Annotated in this window: 24 protein-coding genes; 16 read left to right on the top strand and 8 right to left on the bottom strand. The window is 72.1% G+C overall.

Annotated elements, in window-relative coordinates:
• Complete coding sequence (gene hemE, locus N553_RS0105400) at positions 1-1065, bottom strand: uroporphyrinogen decarboxylase (protein ID WP_028045676.1); 1065 nt, start codon at positions 1063-1065, stop codon at positions 1-3.
• A gap of 46 nt (positions 1066-1111) precedes the next feature.
• Here hemE and N553_RS0105395 point away from each other — a divergent pair, with 46 nt between their 5' ends.
• Positions 1112-2356, top strand: a complete 1245-nt coding sequence (locus N553_RS0105395) for a glutamyl-tRNA reductase (protein ID WP_028045675.1) — start codon at positions 1112-1114, stop codon at positions 2354-2356.
• A gap of 2 nt (positions 2357-2358) precedes the next feature.
• Here N553_RS0105395 and N553_RS21265 read toward each other — a convergent pair whose 3' ends face one another.
• On the bottom strand, positions 2359-3696 hold the full coding sequence (locus N553_RS21265) for an ion channel protein (protein WP_081844372.1): 1338 nt from the start codon (positions 3694-3696) through the stop codon (positions 2359-2361).
• Between the two features lie 218 nt (positions 3697-3914).
• On the opposite strand from N553_RS21265, the gene N553_RS0105385 reads away from it, so the two are divergent.
• Together N553_RS0105385 and N553_RS0105380 are read left to right on the top strand one after the other, a co-directional pair.
• The gene (locus N553_RS0105385) at positions 3915-5180 is read left to right on the top strand and encodes a sensor histidine kinase (RefSeq protein ID WP_051639846.1); all 1266 of its coding nucleotides are present in this window, start codon (positions 3915-3917) and stop codon (positions 5178-5180) included.
• Complete coding sequence (locus N553_RS0105380) at positions 5177-5842, top strand: response regulator transcription factor (protein WP_028045673.1); 666 nt, start codon at positions 5177-5179, stop codon at positions 5840-5842. Before N553_RS0105385 ends, N553_RS0105380 begins: the two co-directional genes overlap by 4 nt.
• Positions 5843-6126: 284 nt before the next feature.
• On the opposite strand, the gene N553_RS25310 is transcribed toward N553_RS0105380, so the two are convergent.
• On the bottom strand, positions 6127-6405 hold the full coding sequence (locus N553_RS25310; protein ID WP_197029909.1) for a hypothetical protein: 279 nt from the start codon (positions 6403-6405) through the stop codon (positions 6127-6129).
• 25 nt (positions 6406-6430) lie between these two features.
• On the opposite strand from N553_RS25310, the gene N553_RS25305 reads away from it, so the two are divergent.
• Positions 6431-7288, top strand: a complete 858-nt coding sequence (locus tag N553_RS25305) for a hypothetical protein (protein WP_051639845.1) — start codon at positions 6431-6433, stop codon at positions 7286-7288.
• A gap of 175 nt (positions 7289-7463) precedes the next feature.
• Here N553_RS25305 and N553_RS0105365 read toward each other — a convergent pair whose 3' ends face one another.
• The gene (locus N553_RS0105365; RefSeq protein WP_231505216.1) at positions 7464-8318 is read right to left on the bottom strand and encodes a hypothetical protein; all 855 of its coding nucleotides are present in this window, start codon (positions 8316-8318) and stop codon (positions 7464-7466) included.
• A 324-nt stretch (positions 8319-8642) separates the two neighbouring features.
• Here N553_RS0105365 and N553_RS0105360 point away from each other — a divergent pair, with 324 nt between their 5' ends.
• A complete protein-coding gene (locus tag N553_RS0105360; RefSeq protein ID WP_156043705.1) occupies positions 8643-8984 on the top strand; it encodes a hypothetical protein in 342 nt (113 codons plus the stop codon).
• Positions 8985-8987: 3 nt separating this feature from the next.
• On the opposite strand, the gene purB is transcribed toward N553_RS0105360, so the two are convergent.
• Complete coding sequence (gene purB, locus N553_RS0105355; RefSeq protein WP_028045670.1) at positions 8988-10436, bottom strand: adenylosuccinate lyase; 1449 nt, start codon at positions 10434-10436, stop codon at positions 8988-8990.
• Between the two features lie 25 nt (positions 10437-10461).
• A complete protein-coding gene (locus N553_RS0105350; protein WP_028045669.1) occupies positions 10462-11478 on the bottom strand; it encodes a hypothetical protein in 1017 nt (338 codons plus the stop codon).
• Positions 11479-11625: 147 nt separating this feature from the next.
• Here N553_RS0105350 and N553_RS0105345 point away from each other — a divergent pair, with 147 nt between their 5' ends.
• The 7 genes from N553_RS0105345 to N553_RS0105310 all read left to right on the top strand — a co-directional run bounded on the left by N553_RS0105345 (position 11626) and on the right by N553_RS0105310 (position 17335).
• The gene (locus tag N553_RS0105345; RefSeq protein ID WP_156043704.1) at positions 11626-12324 is read left to right on the top strand and encodes a DUF4129 domain-containing protein; all 699 of its coding nucleotides are present in this window, start codon (positions 11626-11628) and stop codon (positions 12322-12324) included.
• Positions 12321-12794 (top strand): hypothetical protein, encoded by a 474-nt coding sequence (locus tag N553_RS0105340; protein ID WP_028045667.1) that lies wholly within the window; start codon positions 12321-12323, stop codon positions 12792-12794. Before N553_RS0105345 ends, N553_RS0105340 begins: the two co-directional genes overlap by 4 nt.
• Positions 12791-13765: a MoxR family ATPase gene (locus N553_RS0105335; protein WP_028045666.1), complete on the top strand. Its 975-nt coding sequence runs from the start codon at positions 12791-12793 to the stop codon at positions 13763-13765. The genes N553_RS0105340 and N553_RS0105335 overlap by 4 nt, the downstream gene beginning before the upstream one ends.
• A 2-nt stretch (positions 13766-13767) precedes the next feature.
• Positions 13768-15042: a DUF58 domain-containing protein gene (locus N553_RS21250; RefSeq protein WP_231505171.1), complete on the top strand. Its 1275-nt coding sequence runs from the start codon at positions 13768-13770 to the stop codon at positions 15040-15042.
• On the top strand, positions 15039-15608 hold the full coding sequence (locus N553_RS0105320) for a hypothetical protein (protein WP_034620683.1): 570 nt from the start codon (positions 15039-15041) through the stop codon (positions 15606-15608). Before N553_RS21250 ends, N553_RS0105320 begins: the two co-directional genes overlap by 4 nt.
• A 99-nt stretch (positions 15609-15707) precedes the next feature.
• Positions 15708-15926 carry a hypothetical protein gene (locus N553_RS0105315; protein ID WP_028045664.1) on the top strand — a complete coding sequence of 73 codons (219 nt, stop codon included), beginning with the start codon at positions 15708-15710 and terminating at the stop codon, positions 15924-15926.
• On the top strand, positions 15923-17335 hold the full coding sequence (locus tag N553_RS0105310) for a hypothetical protein (RefSeq protein ID WP_028045663.1): 1413 nt from the start codon (positions 15923-15925) through the stop codon (positions 17333-17335). Before N553_RS0105315 ends, N553_RS0105310 begins: the two co-directional genes overlap by 4 nt.
• Before the next feature lie 63 nt (positions 17336-17398).
• Here the strand turns inward: N553_RS0105310 and N553_RS24140 are convergent, their stop codons facing one another.
• Positions 17399-18427, bottom strand: a complete 1029-nt coding sequence (locus N553_RS24140) for an alpha/beta fold hydrolase (RefSeq protein ID WP_197029908.1) — start codon at positions 18425-18427, stop codon at positions 17399-17401.
• A 282-nt stretch (positions 18428-18709) separates the two neighbouring features.
• On the opposite strand from N553_RS24140, the gene N553_RS0105300 reads away from it, so the two are divergent.
• Both N553_RS0105300 and arr read left to right on the top strand, forming a co-directional pair.
• Positions 18710-19327: a dihydrofolate reductase family protein gene (locus N553_RS0105300; protein ID WP_028045662.1), complete on the top strand. Its 618-nt coding sequence runs from the start codon at positions 18710-18712 to the stop codon at positions 19325-19327.
• Positions 19328-19389: 62 nt separating this feature from the next.
• A complete protein-coding gene (arr, locus tag N553_RS0105295; RefSeq protein WP_028045661.1) occupies positions 19390-19851 on the top strand; it encodes an NAD(+)--rifampin ADP-ribosyltransferase in 462 nt (153 codons plus the stop codon).
• On the opposite strand, the gene N553_RS21240 is transcribed toward arr, so the two are convergent.
• Positions 19848-20276: a phage holin family protein gene (locus N553_RS21240; RefSeq protein WP_034620680.1), complete on the bottom strand. Its 429-nt coding sequence runs from the start codon at positions 20274-20276 to the stop codon at positions 19848-19850. The two genes, arr and N553_RS21240, sit on opposite strands and share 4 nt — an antisense overlap.
• Positions 20277-20409: 133 nt before the next feature.
• On the opposite strand from N553_RS21240, the gene hisC reads away from it, so the two are divergent.
• Together hisC and N553_RS0105280 are read left to right on the top strand one after the other, a co-directional pair.
• Positions 20410-21477: a histidinol-phosphate transaminase gene (gene hisC / locus N553_RS0105285; protein WP_028045660.1), complete on the top strand. Its 1068-nt coding sequence runs from the start codon at positions 20410-20412 to the stop codon at positions 21475-21477.
• Positions 21478-21593: 116 nt separating this feature from the next.
• Complete coding sequence (locus N553_RS0105280; protein WP_028045659.1) at positions 21594-22250, top strand: hypothetical protein; 657 nt, start codon at positions 21594-21596, stop codon at positions 22248-22250.
• Positions 22251-22265: the final 15 nt, after the last annotated feature.

Below are 22265 nucleotides of genomic sequence, written 5' to 3'. Positions count from 1 at the left end.
TCAGAGCCCGTGGACCAGCTCGACGATGCGCGTCAGCACGGTCGGGTCGGTCTCGGGGGGTACCCCGTGCCCGAGGTTCACCACGTGCGCCGGGGCGCTCGAACCCCGGGCGACGACGTCGCGGACGTGCGCCTCCAGAACCGGCCACGGGGCGGCGAGCAGCGCCGGGTCGATGTTGCCCTGCAGCGGCGTCGTGCCACCGAGCCGGCGGTTCGCCTCGTCGAGGTGGAGGCGGTAGTCGACGCCGATCACGTCCGCCCCCACGTCACGCATCGCACCGAGGAGCTCGCTCGTGCCGGTGCCGAAGTGCACCTTCTTGACGCCCAGGTCCGCGATGTGGCCGAGCGCACGAGCCGAGGCGGGGGCGACGTGCGCCGTGTAGTCGGAGAGCCCGAGCGACCCCGCCCACGAGTCGAACAGCTGCGCCGCACTGGCCCCGGCGAGCACCTGCGCGCGCAGGAACGCGCCTGTGACGTCCGCCGCCCAGTCGGTCAGCTCGGCCCAGGTGACGGGGTCGGAGTGCATGAGCGTCCGGGCCGCCAGGTGATCCCGCGACGGCCCGCCCTCGACGAGGTAGGCCGCCAGCGTGAAGGGAGCGCCCGCGAACCCGATCAGCGGTGTTCCGCCGAGGGCCGCGACCGTGAGCGCGACGCCGTCGGACACCGCGGCAAGGGACTCCGGGGCCAGCGGACCGAGGTCACGCAGCCGGGCGACGTCGTCCTTGGTACGGACGGCCGAGCCCATGACGGGACCGACGCCCGGCTTGATCTCCACGTCGACGCCCGCGAGCTTGAGCGGCACCACGATGTCGGAGAAGAAGATCGCCGCGTCGACGTCGTGCCGGCGCACGGGCTGCAGGGTGATCTCGCTCGCAAGCGACGGCGTCAGGCACGCGTCGAGCATCGCCGTCCCCTCGCGCGCGGCGCGGTACTCCGGCAACGACCTGCCGGCCTGTCGCATGAACCACACCGGGAGCCGGTCGGAGCGCTCACCGGAATATGCACGAACGAGCGAAGAATGCGTCGTTCGTCCGTCGACCAGAGGGTGCGAGGAAGGAAGGTTCACAGGTGCGATTGTGCCGGACAAATGAACAGATGATTGAATCGGTCGCGTGGTGCTGCTGTCCCTCGCCGCCAGTCACCACGACCTCGACCTCGATGTGCTGGAACGTCTCTCGTCGGACGTCCACGCCGTCGCGTCCGAGCTCGTGCACTCCGCCGCGTCCGTCACCGGTGCCGTCGTCCTTGCGACGTGCAACCGGTTCGAGCTGTACCTCGAGGTCGACGATGCGGCCGACGCCCCACGGGCCCGCGAGCTGGTCGCGAGGACGGTCTCGGAGCGGTCCGGCTACGGCACCGACCAGGTGAGCGCGCACCTGCGCGTGCGTGCGGGCACCGACGCCGCGGCGCACCTGTTCTCCGTCGCCAGCGGGCTCGACTCGATGGTCGTCGGTGAGCGCGAGATCGCCGGCCAGGTCCGTCGGGCACTGACCACGGCCCGTCGCGACGGCACCACGACGGGCGGCCTCGAGTCGCTGTTCCAGGCCGCGTCCCGCGTCTCGCGAGACGTCGAGGCACGCACCGGCCTGGGCGCGACCGGCCGTTCGGTCGTCGGGGTCGCGCTCGACATCGCCGAGTCCGAGCTGCCGGACTGGTCCGCGGTCCGCTGCGTGCTCATCGGCACGGGTTCCTACGCGGGCGCCTCGCTCGCGCAGCTCAAGGCCCGCGGCTGCACCGACGTCCGGGTCTACTCGACGACGGGTCGCGCCCGCGCGTTCGCGGCGGCCCGCGGGGTCCGCTCGCTGCCCACGGGTGCCGACCTTGCCGCCGAGGTGTCCGACGTCGACCTGGTCGTCGCGTGCAGCGGTGCCGCCGGTGCCGTGCTCGGCGTCGACGCCCTGGCCGCTGCCCGGGCGGACGCGGCGCACCCGCTGACGGTGGTGGACCTCGCGCTGAGGCACGACGTCGACCCCGGTGTGCGGACGCTGCCCGGGGTCCGCCTGGTCAGCCTGCACACCGTCAGCGAGTACGCCCCGGCCGAGCACGCGGCCGTCGCGGCCGCCCACGAGGTGGTCACGGCCGCGGCAGAGGCCTATGAGGCGGACCGTCGGGTGCGCGACTGGAACCCGGCCGTCGTCGCGGAACGCACCCGGGTGCTCGGCGGGCTCGAGAGCACGATCGTGGACCTGTCGGACGAGCGGGCCGTCAGAGCGCTGCGCCGCCGCACCCGGGCCACGCTGCACGGTCCTACCGTCCGCGCACGCGAGGCGGCCCGGGCAGGAGACGCCGCCACGTACGCCCAGGCGCTGGCGGAGCTTGCGTCGATCCCCGTGCCCTCGCTCACCGACGCGGGCTGACCTCAGGTCGCCGGCGGATCGTTCGGCGGGGCGCCCCCGTCTGACGGCGCGGCCCGTACCGGTCCGTCGCTCACCGGTTCGTCGCTTACGGCTTCGTCGCGAGCGACGAGCTCCGGCCGGTTCGAGACGAGCACCCACCCTGCGAGCATCGCGGCGATGAGCGCCGGCAGCAGCGTGACGTCCGAGACGATCGCGACGGCGATGAAGACGCTGAGCCAGCCGCTGCGGGTCGCCGCGACCAGGATCCCCGTGGTGGCCGCCCCGACGGCGAGCGCCATGGGCACCGCAGGCCAGGCGGTGCCGATGGCGAAGCCGAGCGCGACGCCGACGAACACGACGGGGAAGATGCGGCCCCCACGGAACGCCGTCGTGCTCGCGACCAGCATCGCCAGGAGCTTGATGACGGCCAGGGCGAGGAACCCGAGAGCCGTGGTGCTGCCGGCTCGCTCCGGCAGCTCCTTCATCTGGTCCAGACCCTTGAACAGGGTGACGGGGCCGCCCACGACGCCGAGGACCCCGAGCGCCAGGCCGCCGAGCGTGAGCAGCAGCACCGGGCTCCCGATCCGGTGGACCAGCCGGTGCATCGGGGTGAACGCGTAGGAAGCGACGAGCCCGAGCGCGGTGGCGCCCAGCGAGATGACGACGGCCAGCCCGACGTCCCGCACCCCGCCCCACTCGTAGGCGGGCAGCTCGACGTCGAACGTGAAGTCCTCGAGCCGAGCCGAGGTCAGGGCGCCCGCGATCGCGGCGACGAGCGGCGCGAACAGTCGGTCCCACAGCGGGGTCCGCCTGTCGCCCGGGTTGATCTCCGAGAGCATGAGCGCGGCCGCGACGGGCGTGCCGAACATCGCCCCGAGGGTCCCCGCGGTGGTCAGCACGATCCATGCGGGTACGTGGACGCGTGGCATGAGCCGCGCACCGACGGCGACGACGAGGGCCGCGTTGATCGCCATGATCGGGTTCTCGGGGCCGAGGCTGACACCGCCCGCGAGCGTCAGGACCATCGCCGCGGCGAGCCCGGGCAGCACCCGTGGTGGGAGCGGGACCGAGACCAGGCCGTGCGTCGCCGGGTCCGGACCGGCGTTCCCGGGTGCGAACCGGATGATGAGTCCGACGGCCAGACCGGTCGTGGTGAGGATGCCGATGATCCACGGCGCCGAGTCGGGGTCGACGCCGACGCGGTCGGGCAGAGTGCCCCACAGCCAGTGCTCGAGCAGGGCGGCCAGCTCGCTGAGGGCGACGAGCGTCAGAGCAGAGAAGACTCCGATCACCACCGCGGGCACGCCCAGGCGCAGCAGCTCGCGCACCGGGACGCGGACCTCGGTGGTCGCCTCGCTCATGACGCTCCTCCGTCCGGCCGGGTCGCGACCCCAGCCGTGGACCGGTGCTTGGCCCGATCCTCCCGCATCGCCACGCAGGCGCGACACCACGGTGGTGCGCCGTAGCGGTCGACACCCCGACGCGCTGCCCGCGACGTCGGCCCGGCTCCACCGTGGGGTGGGCTCCCCGCGCCCTCTCGACGGATCCGCGGCGGCGCGAAGGTCCTTAGGCTGCTCACGTGACCAGTCCCGCAGCGCCGATCAGGGTCACCCCCGTACCCGAGGAGCTGCTGCACCCGGCGCTCCAGCCGTGGTCGCGGGTATGGCGGTACCTGGTCGCGGTTGTCGTCGGGCTGGCCGCGTGGGTGGGGACCGCGTTGACCCAGTTCAGCGCGTTTCCCGACGGGTCCGACCAGGAGGTCATCGCACTCTGGCTCGCGCTCGACCTTCTTCTCGGTGCGGTCGCCGTGGCGCTGCTGCCGCTGCGGCGTCGGTACCCGTTCCTCGTCGCCTGCCTGACGGTCGCGTTCGGTGTGCTGTCGACGTCCGCTGCCGGCGCAGGGACGCTCGCGGTCGTCTCGATGGCCACGTGGCGGCGCCGCAACTGGGTGATCGTCACCGGGGCCATCTGGGTCGGTGCGGGGCTCGCCTCGATGCTCGTGATCAAGGTCCGCGGCGTCGCCGCTCCGGGTGAGGACAACCTGTACGCCCAGCTGGCGAACCAGCTCCTCGGCCTGGTGCTCTTCGGCCTGGTGATCGTCACCGGCTTCTACGTCCGGGCCCGGCGTGAGCTCGTCGCGTCGTTGAACGAGCGGCTGGCGACGGCGGAGCGGGAGCAGACCCTGACGACGGAGGCGGCGCGGGACGCCGAGCGGACGCGCATCGCGCGGGAGATGCACGACGTGCTCGCCCACCGGATCTCGTTGGTCGCCATGCACGCCGGAGCGCTCGCCTACCGTGAGGACCTGACCCGCGAGCAGACGGCCGAGACGGCCGCGACGATCCAGGCGAACGCGCAGCTGGCGCTCGCCGAGCTGCGGCAGGTGCTCGGTGTCCTGCGCGCCCGGCAGGTCGCCGACGGTGTGGAAGCGCCCCAGCCGACTCTCGCCGAGCTGCCCGCGCTGCTCGCCGACGTGCGCGAGACGGGCTCCCAGGTGGAGCTCGACGTGCTCGGGCTCCGGGAGTGCGACCTGGCGAGGATCCCGGCCACGATGTCGAGGACGTCGTTCCGGATCGTGCAGGAGGCCCTGACGAATGCTCGTAAGCACGCACCTGGTGAGCCGGTGTCCGTGGTCCTTGCCGGCGAGGCCGGCGGTTTCCTCGAGCTCGAGGTGCGCAACCGGGCGGGCGTCCCGGCGTTCCTCCCGGGGATCGCACGTGCGCCGGCCGGCGTCGGGCTCACGGGGATGACCGAACGCGCCGAGCTGGCCGGTGGTGCACTGACGTACGGGAAGCAGCCCGATGGGTCGTTCCTGGTGAGAGCGAGGTTGCCGTGGAGCCACTGACCCCGAGCGAGTCCGAGCCGGCGATCCGTGTCGTGCTCGTCGACGACGACCGCCTGGTGCTGGCCGGTCTGCGGATGATCCTGGGCGGCGCCCCCGACCTCGAGGTCGTCGGTGAGGCGTCCGACGGGCAGGCGGGGATCGAGCTGGTCGAGAAGGTGAGACCGGACGTGGCTCTGATGGACATCCGGATGCCACGGATGGACGGTCTGCAGGCCACGCGGGCGCTGCGGTCGTCGTCGACCCGTGTGATCGTCCTGACCACGTTCGACACCGACGAGATGGTGCTCACGGCGCTCCAGAACGGAGCGTCCGGGTTCCTGCTCAAGGACACCCCGCCCGTGGAGCTCATCGCCGCCGTGCGTCGCGTCGCGGCCGGTGACCCGATCCTCTCGCCGAGCGTCACGACGCAGCTCATCGCCGCCGTGACGAAGCCGCAGGACGACGATCGCCGGCGCACCGCGCGTGCCGCCATGGCGCGGCTGACGGACCGCGAGCGTGAGGTGGCGGTCGCGGTGAGCGAGGGCAAGACGAACTCGGAGATCGCGCGGGACCTGTACATGGGCGTCGCGACGGTCAAGACCCACGTGGGCAGCCTGTTCGCCAAGCTGCGCGTCACCAACCGCGTGCAGGTGGCTCGCTACGTCCACGACGCACAGGACTGACGCGGCCGGAGCGCGCTGAGACGCTCCGCCGGCCCGTCTGTCGCACCCTCACTCACGGCCCATGCCGCCAGCAGGCCGACGCCCGCGTGACGTCCGTTATGTCCGTAGGTGCGCCATCCTGTGACCTATGTCACACTTTCGGGTGAATGACCCTGACATGTACGACACGATCGCAGCCGGTCGAGTCGACGGTGCGTTCAGTTCCAGCATCCGACCCGGCCCGGGGGGCGACGGCGGGTCGAGGCCCGCCGGCTTGAGAGCTGGGGGGACGTCATGAGGTCGATCTACAAGGTCTGCATCGCAGCGAGCGCGACGGTCGTGCTCGGTTTCGGTGGAGCGTCATGGGCTGCTGCCGGTGAGTACGACCCGCCGCCGCCCACCGAGTCGCCGTCCGACCCCGGACCGACGCCGACGCAGTTCACCCCGACCCCGACGCCCACGCAGTTCACCCCGACGTACACGCCGACACCGACGTACACACCGACGCCGACGTACACACCGACACCGACGCCGACACCGACGCCAACGCCGACGCCGACTCCGACACCAACGCCGACACCCACACCAACGCCCACCCCCACACCCACCGTGCCTGTCATTCCGATCCCGGCGCTGTTCGCCGCTGAGCCGACGCCCCCGACGTGCGAGACGGCAGGATCGTTCGACTTCGAGGACACCTTCCCGAACGTCTCCGTGACCGTGAGCCCGGCGTATGACGGCCCAGGTGTCTACCAGCTGACCATCACGGCGGAGAACGGTGCGACGTTCTCGGACGGCACCACCACGAAGACGCGCATCATCACGGTCGAGGGTGCGTTGGGCTTCCAGTCCACCGACCCGGCCGCCCCGTGCTTCACGGGGTCGACTCCTACCCCGACGCCGACCCAGTTCACCCCGGCGCCCACGCCCACGCCGACGCCCACCCCGACCGTGCTGAACGTGGGAGTGCTGGCGCCGATCTGCGACAACGACGTGCCGAAGCTGCGGTACGAGATCACGGCGACCGGTACGACGAACACGACGGTGACGATCACGTGGATCAACCCGGGCGGTGCGGACGTGGTGCTCACCAACCAGCCGCTGTCCGGCACGGTCAACTGGCCGGGCGCCGTCTCGGTCAACGGACGTGGCGTGGACTGGCCCGGCTGGCGGCAGCTGTCGAACGGGACCTGGGTCCAGGGAGATGAGTTCGACTGGGTGCGCCCGAGCGTGAACGTGCTGTTCCAGGTGAACCCGGAGGCCACGGTCACGGTGGCCTACCCGCCGTCCAGCCCGTCCTGCCTGACCTCGCCGGTCAACGCGGTGCTCGCTGCTGACGGGCAGCTGTCGGCGACGGGGAACGACCCGAGGCCGTTGCTCGCAGTCTCGACGGCACTGGCAGCCGTCGGGTTCGCCATGGCCGCAGGCGGAGCGTGGCTGCGCCGCCGCGAGCAGAGCGCGGACTGACGCAGCACGGGCGCGGGTCGGGAGTCTGCTCCCGACCCGCGATGCCCTGTGAGGTCCGCCCGTACGAGCGGTGAAGATGGAGCGTGCCAGGCCAGAACGGGGGGGAGGGTCTGGCCTGGCACGCGCCTGTCAGAGCCACGACGTCGTCGTCGGGACCCCGGATCAGGGGGATACGTCAGCTGCTGCGCACGACCTGCTGCTGCGCTGCAGGCCCCGGAGCCCAGGTGTGCGGGACCACCTGGTTGGTCTGGATGTCGGTCAGCTCGGCAGCGTAGACGATGCCCTCGTAGACGCCGGCCTCGACCCGGTTGAGCTGAAGGCGCTCGGCGCGCTCGATGTCGTCGCCCAGGTGGGAGATCCGCGCGACGACGTAACGCTGCGCGTCCTGCCACTGGTCGACCACGCGCACGTGCAGGCCGTTCCACCGGGCGGTGAGGTCCAGCTCGAACAGCTCGCTGACGTCGTCACGAGCCACGCGACGGAACCAGCGACCCGACGCCGACTGGTGGAAGCCCGTCTCGGCGAGTGGCGGGTTCGCCAGCGCGAGGACGACGGTGTGCCCGTTGTCGACCACGTCGGCCTCGAGGTAGGCGCCGTGCCACTTGGCCACGGGGCCCACGCAGCGTGAGAGCGATGCCAGCGACGGCCGTGGAGCGCCCAGCTGCGTCACCGTCCAGCCCGCGCCGACGTCGCCGTAGCGGGCCAGGAGCGTGGACGTGCCGTTGTCGTAGATCCGGACGAGCTCTGCGCCCGGGGGCATCCGGGAATGGCGGAGCCACCACAGCGGAAGGATGTAGCCCGGGACGTCCCGGTACTGGAGCTGCGGTGAGCTCTCGAACCGCAGGACGTCGATGGACCGGTCGTACGGGCTGAACGGCGAGCCTTCGTAGCCGAGGCCGTGGACCTCGAACAGCTGTGCCGGCGTCGTCGCGAAGGCGACGTCCTCGGCGCGCACGACGTACCCCGCCAGGCGATCGTGGCCCGCCGTGAGGTGCGCGCGGGTCAGCGCTGGCGTGACCGCCTTCTGCATGAGCGTCACGATGGGCATCCTTGCCATGAGGGGATGAACAGGATGAAAGAGGGGATGAACCGGATGATTAGGACGGTTCGTGCACGATTGTGCAGCCCTAACAGGGCGCGTGTCCAGGTTGCGTTGCGCATCCGGGTGACATACCAGGCCACAGCGCCGGTCGCATCTCACCGACGCACGCTCTAAAGAGTGACGAGTGGCCGTCAAACCCGGACAAAGGCGGCGATGCGCAGGGAGGCTCTCGACAACCGGCCGGCGCCGCCTATGCAGGTCCTCCCGCCGATCGCGCAGCTCCCGGCCGCATCGACCCGTACCGTTCTCGCCATGGACGATGCCGTGCACGATCAGCCGATCCAGGACGAACCGACCCGCCGATCCCCGCTGAGTCCGGTCGGTGACGTGGCGTCGAGCGTCGGTCGCGGCGCGGCCAAGGTCGGCCGAGGGGTCGCCGACGTGACTCGGAGCGCCGTCGACGCCGCCAGCAACGTCGTCAGCCTCGTCGACGTCGTGTCGGCCGCCGGCCAGGTGGTCCAGGTCGCGGGCAAGGGGGTCGGGGTCATGGGCGACGTCGCAGGCAAGAGCGTCGACGTGCTCGGCGACGTCGCCGGCAAAGGCGTCGAGGTCCTCGGCGACGTGGTCGAGGGAATCGCCGACCTCGCGCCCTGACGGTCAGGCCTTCAGGTAGGTCTCCACGAGCGACGCCGCGATGCCCGTGTAGGACGCCGGCGTGAGCTCGACGAGCCGGGCGGCGACATCGTCGGGAAGCCCGAGGCCCCCGATGAACTCGCGCATGTCGTCGGCCGTGAGGCGACGGCCGCGCGTCAGCTCCTTGAGCCGCTCGTACGGGTTCTCCATACCGGTGACGCCCGCGACGGAGGCCGCGCGCATCGCCGACTGGACGGGCTCGCCGAGCACCTCCCAGTTCTCATCGAGCTCCCGCGCCAGCAGGTCGCGGTCGACGGACAGCGCGCGCAGACCCCGAGCGACGTTGTCGATGGCGAGCAGCGAGTGGCCGAACGCGGGACCGATGTTGCGCTGCGTCGTGGAGTCCGTCAGGTCGCGCTGGAGCCGGCTGGTGACCAGGGTGCTGGCCAGGGTGTCCAGGAGGGCCGACGACAGCTCGAGGTTGGCCTCGGCGTTCTCGAACCGGATCGGGTTGACCTTGTGCGGCATGGTCGAGGACCCGGTCGCGCCGGCCACCGGGATCTGGATGAAGACGCCGCGCGAGATGTACGTCCACACGTCGGTGGCCAGGTTGTGCAGCACCCGGTTGAACCGCGCGACGTCCGCGTACAGCTCGGCCTGCCAGTCGTGCGACTCGATCTGCGTGGTCAGCGGGTTCCACGTCAGGCCGAGGTGCTCGACGAAGTCCTTCGAGACCGCGGCCCAGTCGGCTCCCGGGACCGCGACGACGTGTGCGCCGAAGGTGCCTGTCGCACCGTTGAGCTTGCCCAGGTACTCGTCGTTGCCGATGCGGGTCAGCTGGCGCTGCAACCGGTGCGCGAGGACCGCAAGCTCCTTGCCGAGAGTCGTCGGTGTGGCGGGCTGCCCGTGCGTGAGGGCGAGCAGCGCCTGGTCCTTCTCCTCGTGCGCGAGCGCGGCGACCTGGTCGGTGAGCGCCTGGGCGGCGGGCAGCCACGTCTGGGTCACCGCGCCACGGACCATGAGCGCGTAGGACAGGTTGTTGATGTCCTCGCTGGTGCAGGCGAAGTGGACGAGCTCGCCGACGCTCTGCAGCGCGGAGTCGGCCGGTGCGTTCGCGAGCCGCTTCTTGAGGAAGTACTCGACCGCCTTGACGTCGTGCACGGTGACCCGCTCGATCTCGGCCAGCTCGGCGACCTCGTCCGGCCCGAAGGTTGCGACGACGTTCCGCAGGTACGCCTTGTCGTCGTCGGTCAGCGTCGGTGCGCCCGGGACGACGCCGTGGCTCGCCAGGTGGATCAGCCACTCGACCTCGACGTGCACCCGCTCGCGGTTGAGTGCGGCCTCGCTCAGGTGGTCGACCAGTGGCGCGACCGCCGTGCGGTAGCGCCCGTCCAGCGGACCGAGCGCGATGGCAGGGGTGACGTCAGCGAGCCGCACGCGCGCAGGGACGACGGGAACGTTCGTGGTGGCCATGGGGTCATCATCCCAGAGGTGACACTCAGTGCGTGGCGGCGAACAGGCTGCCCCACGCGTCGGGCACGCCAAGAGCGTCGAGCGCGACCGGGACGAGCGCGAGCCCGTTCACCCAGGTGAACCGGCGGCGCAGGCTGGGTGGCACGGGCCAGGTCGGCATGGTCTCGATGTCGGTCCACCGCTGCACCAGTCGGTCGATCTCGTCGTCGCCCGACGGGGTCTGACGCAGCCTGGCTATGCGGGTGCCGAGCGCGTCGGCCTCGTCCAGGAGGTGCGCGCGATAGGCGGTCATCGACAGGTGGAAGCCCCACAGGGGCGCGACGAACGCCGCCACCTCGCACACCACGGCGATCAGGATGATCCACGCGTACGCCACCGCCCAGCTCGAGTAGTCGGACTGCGGGAGCAGGAACCACCAGACGACCGAGTACACGACGAGCACGCCGACGACCGCCGCCTGCCGCCCGAACAGCTGCCCGACGGGCGCGAGACCGGACGCCCCGTCCACGTGCTCGGGGATCGGCTCCAGGCGCAGCTGGACCTGCCCGATCACCGAGCTGAGCATGCCGTAGGTGACGAGCATGCCGACGACCCCGCCGGCGACCCCAGCGAGGGCCACCTCGATCCACACGCCGAGGGTCTCCAGGACCCACGGGCCGCCGTAGGTGTTGACCCAGAACACGAGCATGAGCATCGCGAACCCGAGGACGAACGGTGGCAGGACCCAGCGCGCCCGTGCCGCCAGCGCGGCCCGCACGAGGGTCACGGCGTCGTCGGCATCCGAACCCGTCAGGACGCCGCGAGCCACGAGTCGGCGGACGGTGCGATCGACGCGCTCCCCCTGGTGCCGGGAGATCTGCGCCGCGACCAGGAAAGCCACGATGCCCGACAGCCAGAACCAGCCCCACTCGGAGACGTCCCAACCGCGGTAGGCGACCTCGAGCCCAAAGACGACGACGAGGCCGCTCCAGGCGACGAGCGCGAACCAGTGTCGACGCAGCCACGAGCCGACGGTGTCGGATCGCTCGGGCGTTCCCCCCATGTCGCCATCGTCCTCCGCGGGTCGTCGCGACCGCTACACCGCTCTCGGACGGCTTGACTCTTGGGGTCCGTTCAGCCTGGAGTGTCGTCGTCGTAGCCTGTGGGCACCGCTCCACCCCCTACCCGGCCGCATCCAGCGAGGAGCCAGGTGACGTCCGCACGCAGACCCGGACCCGTGCTCCTGATCGGTGGGCTCGTGGCGGTGGCGGTGCTGATGGCCGCGCTGGCCGGACCGTGGGAGTTCGGGCAGCGGTTCGTGCCGACGGTCGACCTGCCGGACGTCGAGCTGCCGACGCAGACGTCGGCTGCCAAGCCGGGCAGCACCGCACCGCCCGCCGAGATGATGCCGATCGAGCAGGAGCGCTGGATCCTCCTGGTGATCCTCACGGTCCTGGGGCTGCTGGTGGTCGTCGTCCTCGCGTTCGTGTTCCGGAAGCTGGCGCAGAAGCTGCGCGAGCACAGGGTGGGGCTGGACGTCGACGCGGCCGACCCGGACATCGGCCTCGAGGGTGACGTCGTGGACGCCGCGACGGCGGCTATGCGTGACGGGGCGAAGCAGGCCGCGCAGGTGCTCGAGCACGAGGTGCCCCCCGGGGACGCGGTGATCGCGGCGTGGGTGGCGCTGGAGTCGTCGGCCGAGAAGACCGGCGTCCACCGCGACCGCGCGCAGACCGCGACCGAGTTCACGATGGACGTCCTGCGGACCACGCACGCCGACCCGCACGCGGCCCAGGAGCTGCTCGACCTCTACCTCGCTGCCCGGTACAGCGAGCACCGGCTCACGCAGGACGACGTCGACCGGGCGCGGTCGAGCCTGACGACGATCGCCGAAGGGCTGGGGCCGTGAGGGACTGGCGCGTCTACGTCGTGTTCGTCGCCGCCGTCGGCTTCGCGCTGGTGGCCGGGCTGGCGTACGTGACTGTTGCGCTCGTCGGGGGCGCGGCGGTGGCGGGACTGCTCGTCCTGACCCGGCTCGACCCGCGGCCCGACCCGGGGTTCGACCGGCCGACGTTCGACCGACGGCACGGTGCGCGTGGCGAGGTCCAGGAGCTCGCGTGGGCGATGGTCGCGCGTGACGGACGCGTGAGCGAGCGGATGCTGCGGCGGGTGCGCGAGGTCGCGACTGCCCGGCTGGCGCGCCACGGGCTCGACCTCGCGGACCCCGCGGACGAGAGCGCCATCCAGGAGCTCGTCGGCAGCAAGGCGTTCCGTACGCTCACTCGCACGAGGTCGCCGCGCCCCAAGATGTCCGAGGTCAGACAGGCGGTCGACGCGCTCGAGCGGATCGGCACCACGAGGAAGAGCGGGGACACATGACCGAGACCCTGACCGTCGCGCAGGTGGCCGAGAAGGGCGGCGCGATCCTCGACGAGGTCGCGACCCTCGTCGTGGGCATGCGCGACCCGCTCAAGGCCGCGCTGGCGGCCGTGCTGGCCGGCGGGCACGTGCTGTTCGAGGACGTGCCGGGGCTGGGCAAGACGCTCGCGGCGCGCAGCCTGGCCACCGCGCTCGGGCTGACGTTCCGGCGGGTGCAGTGCACGCCCGACCTGCTGCCGTCCGACATCACGGGGTCGAGCGTGTTCGACCCCTCGTCGGCGAGCTTCACGTTCCGGCCCGGGCCGGTGTTCGCCGGCCTCCTGCTTGCCGACGAGATCAACCGGACCGCCCCCAAGACGCAGTCCGCGCTGCTGGAGGCGATGGCCGAGCGGCAGGTCACGGTCGACGGGACGACGTACCCGCTGCCCGAGCCGTTCCACGTGGTCGCGACGTCCAACCCTGTCGAGTACGAGGGCACCTACCCGCTGCCCGAGGCGCAGCTCGACCGGTTCATGGTGCGGCTGGCGGTCGGTTACCCGGGGCGCAACGACGAGGTCGACGTGCTGTCGCGCAGGCTCGCGCGCCGCACGGAGGTGGGCTCGGTCCGCACGATCGTCGACGCGTCGACGTTGCTGGCGATGCAGGCGGGCGTCGAGGCCGTGAACGTCGAGGGCGACATCCTGCGGTACTGCGTCGACCTCGCTGCGGCCACGCGCGCGCACGACGCCGTCGAGGTCGGGGCGTCGCCGCGCGGGTCGCAGGCGCTCGTGCTCGTCGCCCGGTCGCTCGCGGTGCTCAACGGGCGGGACTTCGTGACGCCCGAGGACGTCAAGGCGGTCGCCGTGCCGGCCCTCGCGCACCGGCTGTCCCTGACGCCACAGGCCTGGGCGACGGGTGCGGCGCCCGAGGGCGTCGTCACCGACGTGCTCAGGCACGTCGCCGGTCCGACGACGACGCGACGCTCGGCCTGACCGTGGCCTGGGAGCGCTCGAACTCGGCGGTCGTGGGAGTCGTCGTCGGCCTCGGGCTCGTCGTCGTGGGCGGGTTCGCCGGCCGTCCGGACGTGGCGGTGCTCGGCGCCGCTCCCGTGGTCGCGGGGTTCTGGGACTGGCAGCGACGGCCCTCGCGCCGCCCGAGCGTGCGCGTCGAGGCCTCGCCGGACCCACCGGCCGCGGGCACGCTCACCGTCCGGGCGCAGATCACCTCGCCCAGCGGCGCCGTGCTCGTCGGGGTCCGACGAGGACTCCGGGACCTCGCCGAGGTGCTCGTGGCCGTCGACGGCTCCCGGGCCCTGACGGTCTCCGTGCACACGGTCCGCACCGGCCCGCAGGAGGTTGCAGTCGTCGACCTCCAGGGCGTCGGGCCGGGGGCGGCGAGCGTGTCGGAGGCGTCGGCGCCCGCGTCGCGGACCGCGCTGGTGCTGCCCTCGACCCGCCCGCTCGGTGAGCTGCCGCTGCCGCCGCGCCTGCGCGGGCTGACCGGCGCGCACGAGTCCCGACGACCAGGCGAGGGTGGCGGTCTGCGCGACGTGCACCCCTTCTCGCCGGGCGACCGCCTGCGCCGGATCGACTGGCGCGTGACCGCCCGCCGCGCCCCCGACCTGCACGAGCTGTACGTCCGGCGTGAGCACGCGCTCGCGGAGGCCGTCGTGATGCTCGTGGTGGACTCGCGCGACGAGGTCGGCCCCGACCCGATGACGTGGCGCGGCTCGGTTCCGCCCCGACCGCAGGACCCGACCTCGCTGGACCTCGCCCGCCACGCGGCCGCGTCGGTCGCGGAAGGGTTCCTCGGGGCGGGGGACCGGGTGGGTCTGGACGACCTCGGCATCGTGCGCAGGCCTCTGCCGCCCGGGGGTGGGCGCCGGCAGCTGTCCCGGATCCGGCACGCGCTCGCGCTCACGCACCCCGAGGGCGAGCCGCTGCGCAGGCTGCGCCCGCCGCAGATCCCGTCCGGCGCGCTCGTCCTGGTGTTCTCGACATTCCTCGACGACGAGGCCGCGCAGGTGGCCGCGATCTGGCGCCGCGCCGGGCACCGGGTGGTGGCGGTCGACGTCCTGCCGACCGTCCGGGAGGCCCACCTGGCGGATCGGGAGAGGCTCGCGCTGCGGCTCATCCGGATCGCGCGCGAGGACCGCCTCGCGGGTCTCACGGACCAGGACGTCGAGCTTGTCGCGTGGCGCGATGCGCCGTCCGTGGCCCTCGCTGGGCTCGCCCGGCGGGTCCAGCGGCGCGCCGGGGCGTCGCGATGAGGCTCTTCGACAGCAGGATCCCGTTCCTGCGACCGCGGTCGGACCGGGAGGTCGTCGTGCCCGTCGGACCGAGCGTCCCGGCGGCTGCCGTGCGGCTCGCCCTGGGAGCCCTCGGCCTGTCGACCCTCGTCGTCGCGTTCTCCGGACCAGGGCCTGGCCCGCACCGCCTGTTCGCGGCCGCGCTGTTCGCGCTCGTCGTCGCAGTCGTGCTCCGCCCCGAGGTCGGGCTCGCCGGGCTCGTCGTCGCCATCGCGGGGGTGCGGGTGCTCGTGTTCGACCCGCCCCCGTTGGCGGTGGTAGTGGCGCTCGTGGTCCTCGTCCACCTGACCCTGTGGACCGCCGCGCTCGCGGCCCGCACCTCGTGGCGCGCGTCGATCGAGTGGGCGGTGATCGGGCGAGGGCTGCGCGACGTCGCCGTCGTCCAGGTGTTCGCGCTGGCACTTGCGGTCGTCGCCGTGGCGGTGGTCAGCCCGCTCGGTACGGCGGACCTCTGGCGCGGGGTGGCGGCCGTGAGTGCGATGGCGGCGACGGTCCTGGTGCTGCCGAGGCGAGCCACGCAGTCCTAGCTCTCGGTCCGGGGCCGGCGAGCCGCCCCCAGCCCCACGGCGCCGATGGTCTGATCGGTCCCCGACCGCCCTCCCGCAGGCGCACCTAGCGTCGAACCCATGCTCGATGACAACGCGGTAGGACCTTCGGTTCGGTCGGCGATCTGGGACGCGGACGACGCGCTTGTCGCGCTCACCGCCGCGCAGCACGTGTCGTGGTCCTCGGGCGCCGCGAACCTCTACCGAGCAGCCCTGGAGGACGCCGCCCGGCTCGTCCGCCAGGCGCGTGCCGCATCGGAGTCGGCCCTCGGTCCGGTCGCCACGGTGGACCACCTGTGACCGCCGGCGACGACTACCGGCTCGTCGGCGGGACGGGTCCGACGTCGGCAGACCTCGAGGAGCTCGCGCACGTCGAGCGGGTGCTGGAACGGGCGGCCGACCGGCTCGACGCTGCCGGAGCCGCACTCGACCGGGGGTCGATCGCGTGTGCGGTCCGGCCGCTGGGAGACCCGGCGGCCGTGAAGGCGCAACGGGCCTTGATCGCGGCCCGCACGATGCACGGCCACGCCGCCGACGATGTCCGGGGGATCGTGCGCAAGCTACGGACCGTCGTCAGGCTCTACGACGGTGCCGAGTCCACCGCGCACAAGGTGCTGCGGCAAGCGGTCAGCGCGGGCGGGAACGAGCTGGGGGAGCGGCCCGTCGTGGGTGCTGCCGTGGTCGGGCTCGGCTCCGCGGCCGCAGCGTCCACCCTCGCCGCTCTGGCCCCGACCCTCGTCGGGTTCGAGCTGCTCAGCCGCGCGCTGCACCGACAGGGTCCGATCGGAGCACTCGCCGCCTCAGGTGCCGACGGTCGCGCCGAGCTGGCTCTGCTGGGTGCGGCGTCCTTTGCGCGCGCGCTGCGGTCCGGGCACCAGGCACCGACCCTCGACGCCGTGCGCGACACAGCCGAGATGGCGGCCGACGCCCTTGCGGCGGCCGCCCCCACGGTCGTGATCCCCCGCACCAACCCGCCGCAGCTGCGTGCGCCCCGGAACACGTCGGACGTCCTCGCGAATGTCGCGGCGTCCTACGACACCGCGAGCCCCGGCACTCCGCCCGGCCTCGTGTCGATCCAGCGGCTCACCCATCCCGATGGCACCCGCGCGTGGGTGGTCGAGATCCCCGGCACCGAGGTGTGGACCGTGAACTCGAGCAACCCGATGGACTCGACCACGAACCTGCGGCTGATGGCCGGCCTTCCGGACGACATGACGGACTCGGTCGTCGAGGCCATGGAACGCGCCGGGATAGGTCCCGACGAGCCCGTCATGCTCGCCGGGCACAGCCAGGGCGGGATGGTCGCGACGTCGGTCGCGGCTGCGGTCGGCACCGCGTACACGGTGCGTGCCGTCGCGACCGCCGGGTCCCCGGACATCCCCAACCGACCTCCGCGAGGGGTCGAGGTCCGCAACTACCGCCACGACGAGGACGTGGTGCCCCAGACCGATGGCGTGCCGGACGTCACCAGCCCGGACGTGACGGTCCTGCGCCACGACCTGCCGGGGTCACCCGACGCGATCCAGGCACACGACATCAGGCGCTACATCACGACCGCCGCCCTTCCCGTGCCCGACGACGAGTACAGCCAGGCCGTCTCGTCCGTGCTCGGTCCGTCGGGCACCACCGCTGTCACGCTGCAGTTCCAGGCGACCCGGGACCCGGCGATCGTGGCCACGATCCCCCCGACGATCAGGCCACAGCACTAGGCAGGGCCTCGACCTGGCGCACCGTCTGGGACCGACATCACGTCAGCGATCTTCGCGCCGGTGTCACGGCAGGCACTCGGCGAGGAAGGACTCGAGCTGCGCGGAGATCTCCGCGGCGTGCTCGTGGTGCACGTAGTGCTCGCCGACCAGCGGAACATCGCGCGCACAGCCTGAACCGGCCAGGTAGTCCGCGGACGCCGCGTCGCGCCACGTGGGGCGCTCGTGCACGGGATCCGCCGTGAAGACGAGCGCGGGGACGTCAGGCGAGAACCTCAGGTCGCGCACCTCCTCCACCTCGTCCTCCAGGTGCGCGGCCTGCCAGACCGCGTTGCTGCTCAACCCTGTCCAGTTCCCGATCGCCGACTGCAGCGCGAGGTTCTCCGCGCTGTACCCCTGGGCGCGCGTCGCGCCGCTGAACATCTGTGGGTCGTCGCCCGCGATCGCCTGGACCACGCGGACCCATCCGCCGCGGGCCAGCACCTCGAACGACGCCGGGACGGGGTCGGCGAACGGGTCCTCCTCCTTCTCGGCGGCAGGCAGGAAGTCGTCGGTGCGCGGCATCGTCGGGTCCAGGCCGACCACCGCCGCCGTGCGCTCCGGGTACGCGTCGGCGAACGCCTGCGCGGACAGGCTGCCGATCGAGTGAGCGGCTATGACCACAGGCCCGTCGATACCGGCGGCGTCGAGCGCCTGCTGGACGTCAGCCGCGACATCGCTCGGCAGCATCGGGTCGTCCGTCGCATCGCTCCAGCCGTAGCCGAACGGCTCGACGACCACGACCGTGGCCCAGGTCGACAGCTCGCGGGTCAACGGCTCGAAGTCGAGCACCGGTGCGGCGGTGCCGAGACCCGGCAGCAGCACCACCGTCGTGTCACCTGACCCGGACACGAGGAGGTGCATCCTGTGCCCGTCCACCTCGACCAGCTCGCCGGGTGCCCGGTGCGCGTCACGTTCTCGGGCCGTCATCACCGTGTCGGTCGCCTTGACACCGACGACGACGACCACGACGAACGCGAGCAGCCCGCCGAGCACCCACCGCAACCGACGTCGAACCGGGCTCCGCCGGGAAGTGTCCTTCTGCTTCTCGCTCATGCATCCGAGCCTGTCGGCAGACCGCTGACCTGCGCGTCCACCCGTCGAGGCCGTCATCCGAGCCCGTGTCATCCGTGAGCCTCAGGCGGTGTGGTCCGCGGGGATGACATCGGCGCCCAAGGAGTCGTACGGGCGTCATCCCGTCCGACGTCCGCGTCGCCGCGATCCCCGCCGCTGCCTCGCCGGTCCCAGACCGGATGCTCGCGGACGCACACCCGTGTCGTGGTCGACGCGGCTACGCTCGAGTCGTAGCCCGCCGCCAGGGCCGTCCGAGGGGGAGCCATGGGCCGCCTGCACATCGATCTGTTCGTCACGCTGGACGGCGTCGCGCAGGCGCCGGGCGGTCCCGAGGAAGATCCGTCGGGTGCCTTCCCGTTCGGCGGGTGGCAGGCACCGCTGATCGACGACGTCGTCGGTCGCGAGGTCAGTGCCGGCATCGCCGAGATGGATGCGCTGCTGCTCGGCCGTCGGACGTACGACATCTTCGCCGCGTACTGGCCGCAGCACGAGAACGACATCGGGCGACAGCTCAACGCCGTCCCGAAGTACGTGGCAAGCCGCGGGACGCCTGAGCTCAACTGGTCAGGAAGCACTCAGCTCGGTCCGGATCTCGTCGCGGAGGTTCAGGCGGTGCGGGAGCGGCACGAGCGGACCCACGTGATCGGCAGCGTCGACCTGGTCCAGACGCTGCTCGCCGAGCGGTTGTTCGACGTGCTGACCTTGTGGGTGTACCCGATCGTCCTCGGCCAGGGGAAGAAGGTCTTCCGGGACGGTGCCCGGGCGTCCGGGCTCAGGCTGCTCGAACCGCCCGTGTCAGGAAGCTCCGGGGCGGTGCAGCTGCGGTACGCCCCGACGGGTGCCGACCCCGGCACGGGCGACATGACCATCGACGAAGCCTGAGTCGAGCCGTCCGCCCGGCGAACCGCCGCGCGCGCGACCACGCCCAACCGGAGGACACGACGATGGACGAGAACGCCAGCACCCGGCGACGCGTCACCTTCGACGACTGTGCCCACATCGACGGGCCGTTCTACCACGGCACGAAAGCGGTGCTCCAGGCCGGCACCGAGCTCGTCCCGGGGTTCGGGTCGAACTTCCAGTCGGGTCGGGTGATGAACAACATCTACTTCACGGCGCTCGTGGAGACCGCGGCCTGGGGAGCGGAGCTGGCGAGCGCGCTGGCTGGCAGCCCGGATCGGGGGCACATCTACGTGGTGGAGCCCTTGGGTCCGTTCGAGGACGACCCGAACGTGACCGACAAGCGGTTCCCCGGCAACGTCACGCAGTCCTACCGGACCCGCGACCCGCTGCGCGTGCTCGCCGAGCTCGAGGAGTGGGAAGGCCACGCCCCGGAGGTGCTGGCGGGCATGCTGGACAACCTGGCGCAGCTGCGCGAGCAGGCCCTCGACGTCATCGAGGACTAGCTGTCGCTCCGGTAGTAGTACGTGCTGGTCTGGACCTGCTGGCTCTGGGGACGCGATCCCGGGATGAGCACCGAGAGCACCAGGCTGACGATCGAGACGATGATCGCGGCCCAGCACGCCGTGCCGAAGTTCGCGATCGACAGGCCCCAGCCGGTCGCCTCCGTGATCCACGCGGTGAGCATGAGCATGAGCGCGTTCACGATGATGTGGAACAGGCCCAGCGTGAGGATGTACAGCGGGATCGACAGGAACGCGACGATCGGCTTGACGAACGCGTTGACGATGCCGAACACCAGGGCGATCGCCAGGATGATCAGGAGCTGCTGGAGAGGGGTGTCGCCCCCGTCGATCGACAGGCCGGGCAGGACCAGCTGCGCGAACCAGATGGCGATGCCGTTGATGATCACGCGGAGCACGAAGGCCATGTGCCGATCCTGCCATCCGTGACCGTCCTTGCGCGCGGTGTTCCTCCACGTGGTGAGCCGTGCTGCGAACTCGCCCGGATCGGGTGGTCCGCGTCGGCGCGGTGACGTCGGCGGGCAATGGCATGCTGTCCGCGTGAGCCGCGTCCCGCTTCGCCAGGCCCTCGCCGACGTTCCGCCGTACGTGCCGGGGGCTCGCGTCCCGGTCGGTTCGGCGGCCTACAAGATCTCGTCTAACGAGAACCCGTTCCCCCCGCTGCCGTCCGTGCTGGTGGCGATCTCGGACGCGGCGGCGGACGTGAACCGCTATCCCGACATGTACGCGACCGAGCTCGTGGGCGCGATCGCTGAGTCGCTCGGCGTCGCGTCGGAGAGCGTCGTCACGGGGTGCGGGTCGGTCGCGGTGCTCGGGCACGTGCTCACGGCGGTGTGCGAACCGGGTGACGAGGTCGTCCTGCCGTGGCGCTCGTTCGAGGCCTATCCGATCGCGATCACGCTCGCGGGGGGTGTCGGCGTCCCCGTGCCGGTCGGTTCGGACGGGCGGCTCGACCTGGAGGGGATGGCTGCCGCGGTCACCAGCCGGACCAAGGCCGTGCTCGTGTGCACGCCGAACAACCCGACCGGCCCTGCTGTCCGCGCCGATGAGCTCGCCACGTTCCTGGCGGCCGTGCCGAGCGACGTCCTCGTCGTGCTGGACGAGGCCTACGTCGAGTTCGTCCGTGACGCGCAGGCCGCCGACGGGCTCGCGGTGTTCGCGGACCACCCGAACGTCGTGCTGCTCCGCACGTTCTCCAAGGCCTACGGCCTGGCGGGGCTGCGCGTCGGCTACGCGGTCGCGAGACCACGCCTGGCGGCCGGGATCCGGGTGGCGTCGACGCCGTTCGGGGTGTCGCACATCGGTCAGCTCGCCGCCCTCGCGTCGCTGCGCGCCTCGAACGAGCTGATGGTCCGGGTGGACCAGATCGTCGTCGACCGGACCCGGATGCTCGCCGGCCTGCGCAAGCAGGGCTGGTCGGTCCCGGACAGCGAGGCCAACTTCGTGTGGCTCCCGCTGGGGGATCAGGCGTCGTCGTTCGCGGAGCGCGCGGGTCGTGCGGGCGTCCTGGTCCGGCCGTTCGCGGGCGACGGGGTCCGCGTCAGCGTGGGGGAGCCTGAGGCCACCGACCTTCTCCTGGAGGTCACAGCGGACTGGCTCGCCCGCTGACGCTGTCGGGCTGTGAGGTCCAGGGCACAACTTCAGGGCGAGGTGACTCCACACCTGGGCGTCGAGCCGCGTTCTAAGAGGGCAAGGCACCACCGCCACGCTCCAGGAGGAACCCGATGAACCCCACCACCACCACGCCCGCCGCCCGCCGCTCGCGTCGACGACTGGTCGCCGTGGGCGTGCTCGCCGCCGGCTTGTCGGTCGCCGGCTCGGGCGCTGCGTTCGCCGTCGCACCGACCTCCGCCGTCGGGAAGGCGGTCGCCGGCGCGCTCCACGACGCGGGCGTCGACTGGTCGTCGATGCCGGAGGGGTACACGCAGGCCCAGTACGAGGCGTTCTGGGGCGCCGGGTACACCCCTGAGGACGTCGAGGCGCTCGGCGCGCTGTGGAGCACCGACACCACCGACACCAAGGCCAAGGCAGGCCAGATGCTCATCGAAGGGGAAGCGCTGCCGATCGCTCCGAGTGGCACACAGGACGTCGATGACACCGCGTCGGCCCCGTCCGACCCGGGCGCCGCCGACGCGGGCTCCGCGAACCCGGGCGCCGTACCCGCCGACGGGCAGTCGTCGGCGTCGACGTCCGGCAGCTACACCCCGGCGCAGGCCGACGCGTTCTGGGCTGCCGGCTACACCATCGAGGACGCGGAGGCGTTGGGCACGCTGTGGAGCACGGACGTCACCGAGGTCAAGGCGCGCGCCGGGCAGATGCTGCTGGACGGGCAGACTCCTCCGGTGGCGCCGGGCAGCACGCCCACGAGCGCCTCGTCCTGACCCGAGACCGCCCCG

The sequence above is a fragment of the Cellulomonas sp. URHE0023 genome (genome assembly GCF_000688475.1).
In the GTDB taxonomy this organism is placed as follows: domain Bacteria; phylum Actinomycetota; class Actinomycetes; order Actinomycetales; family Cellulomonadaceae; genus Cellulomonas.
The sequence above is the reverse complement of the archived record's forward strand: the minus strand, read 5'-3'. Positions and strand labels throughout refer to the sequence as shown.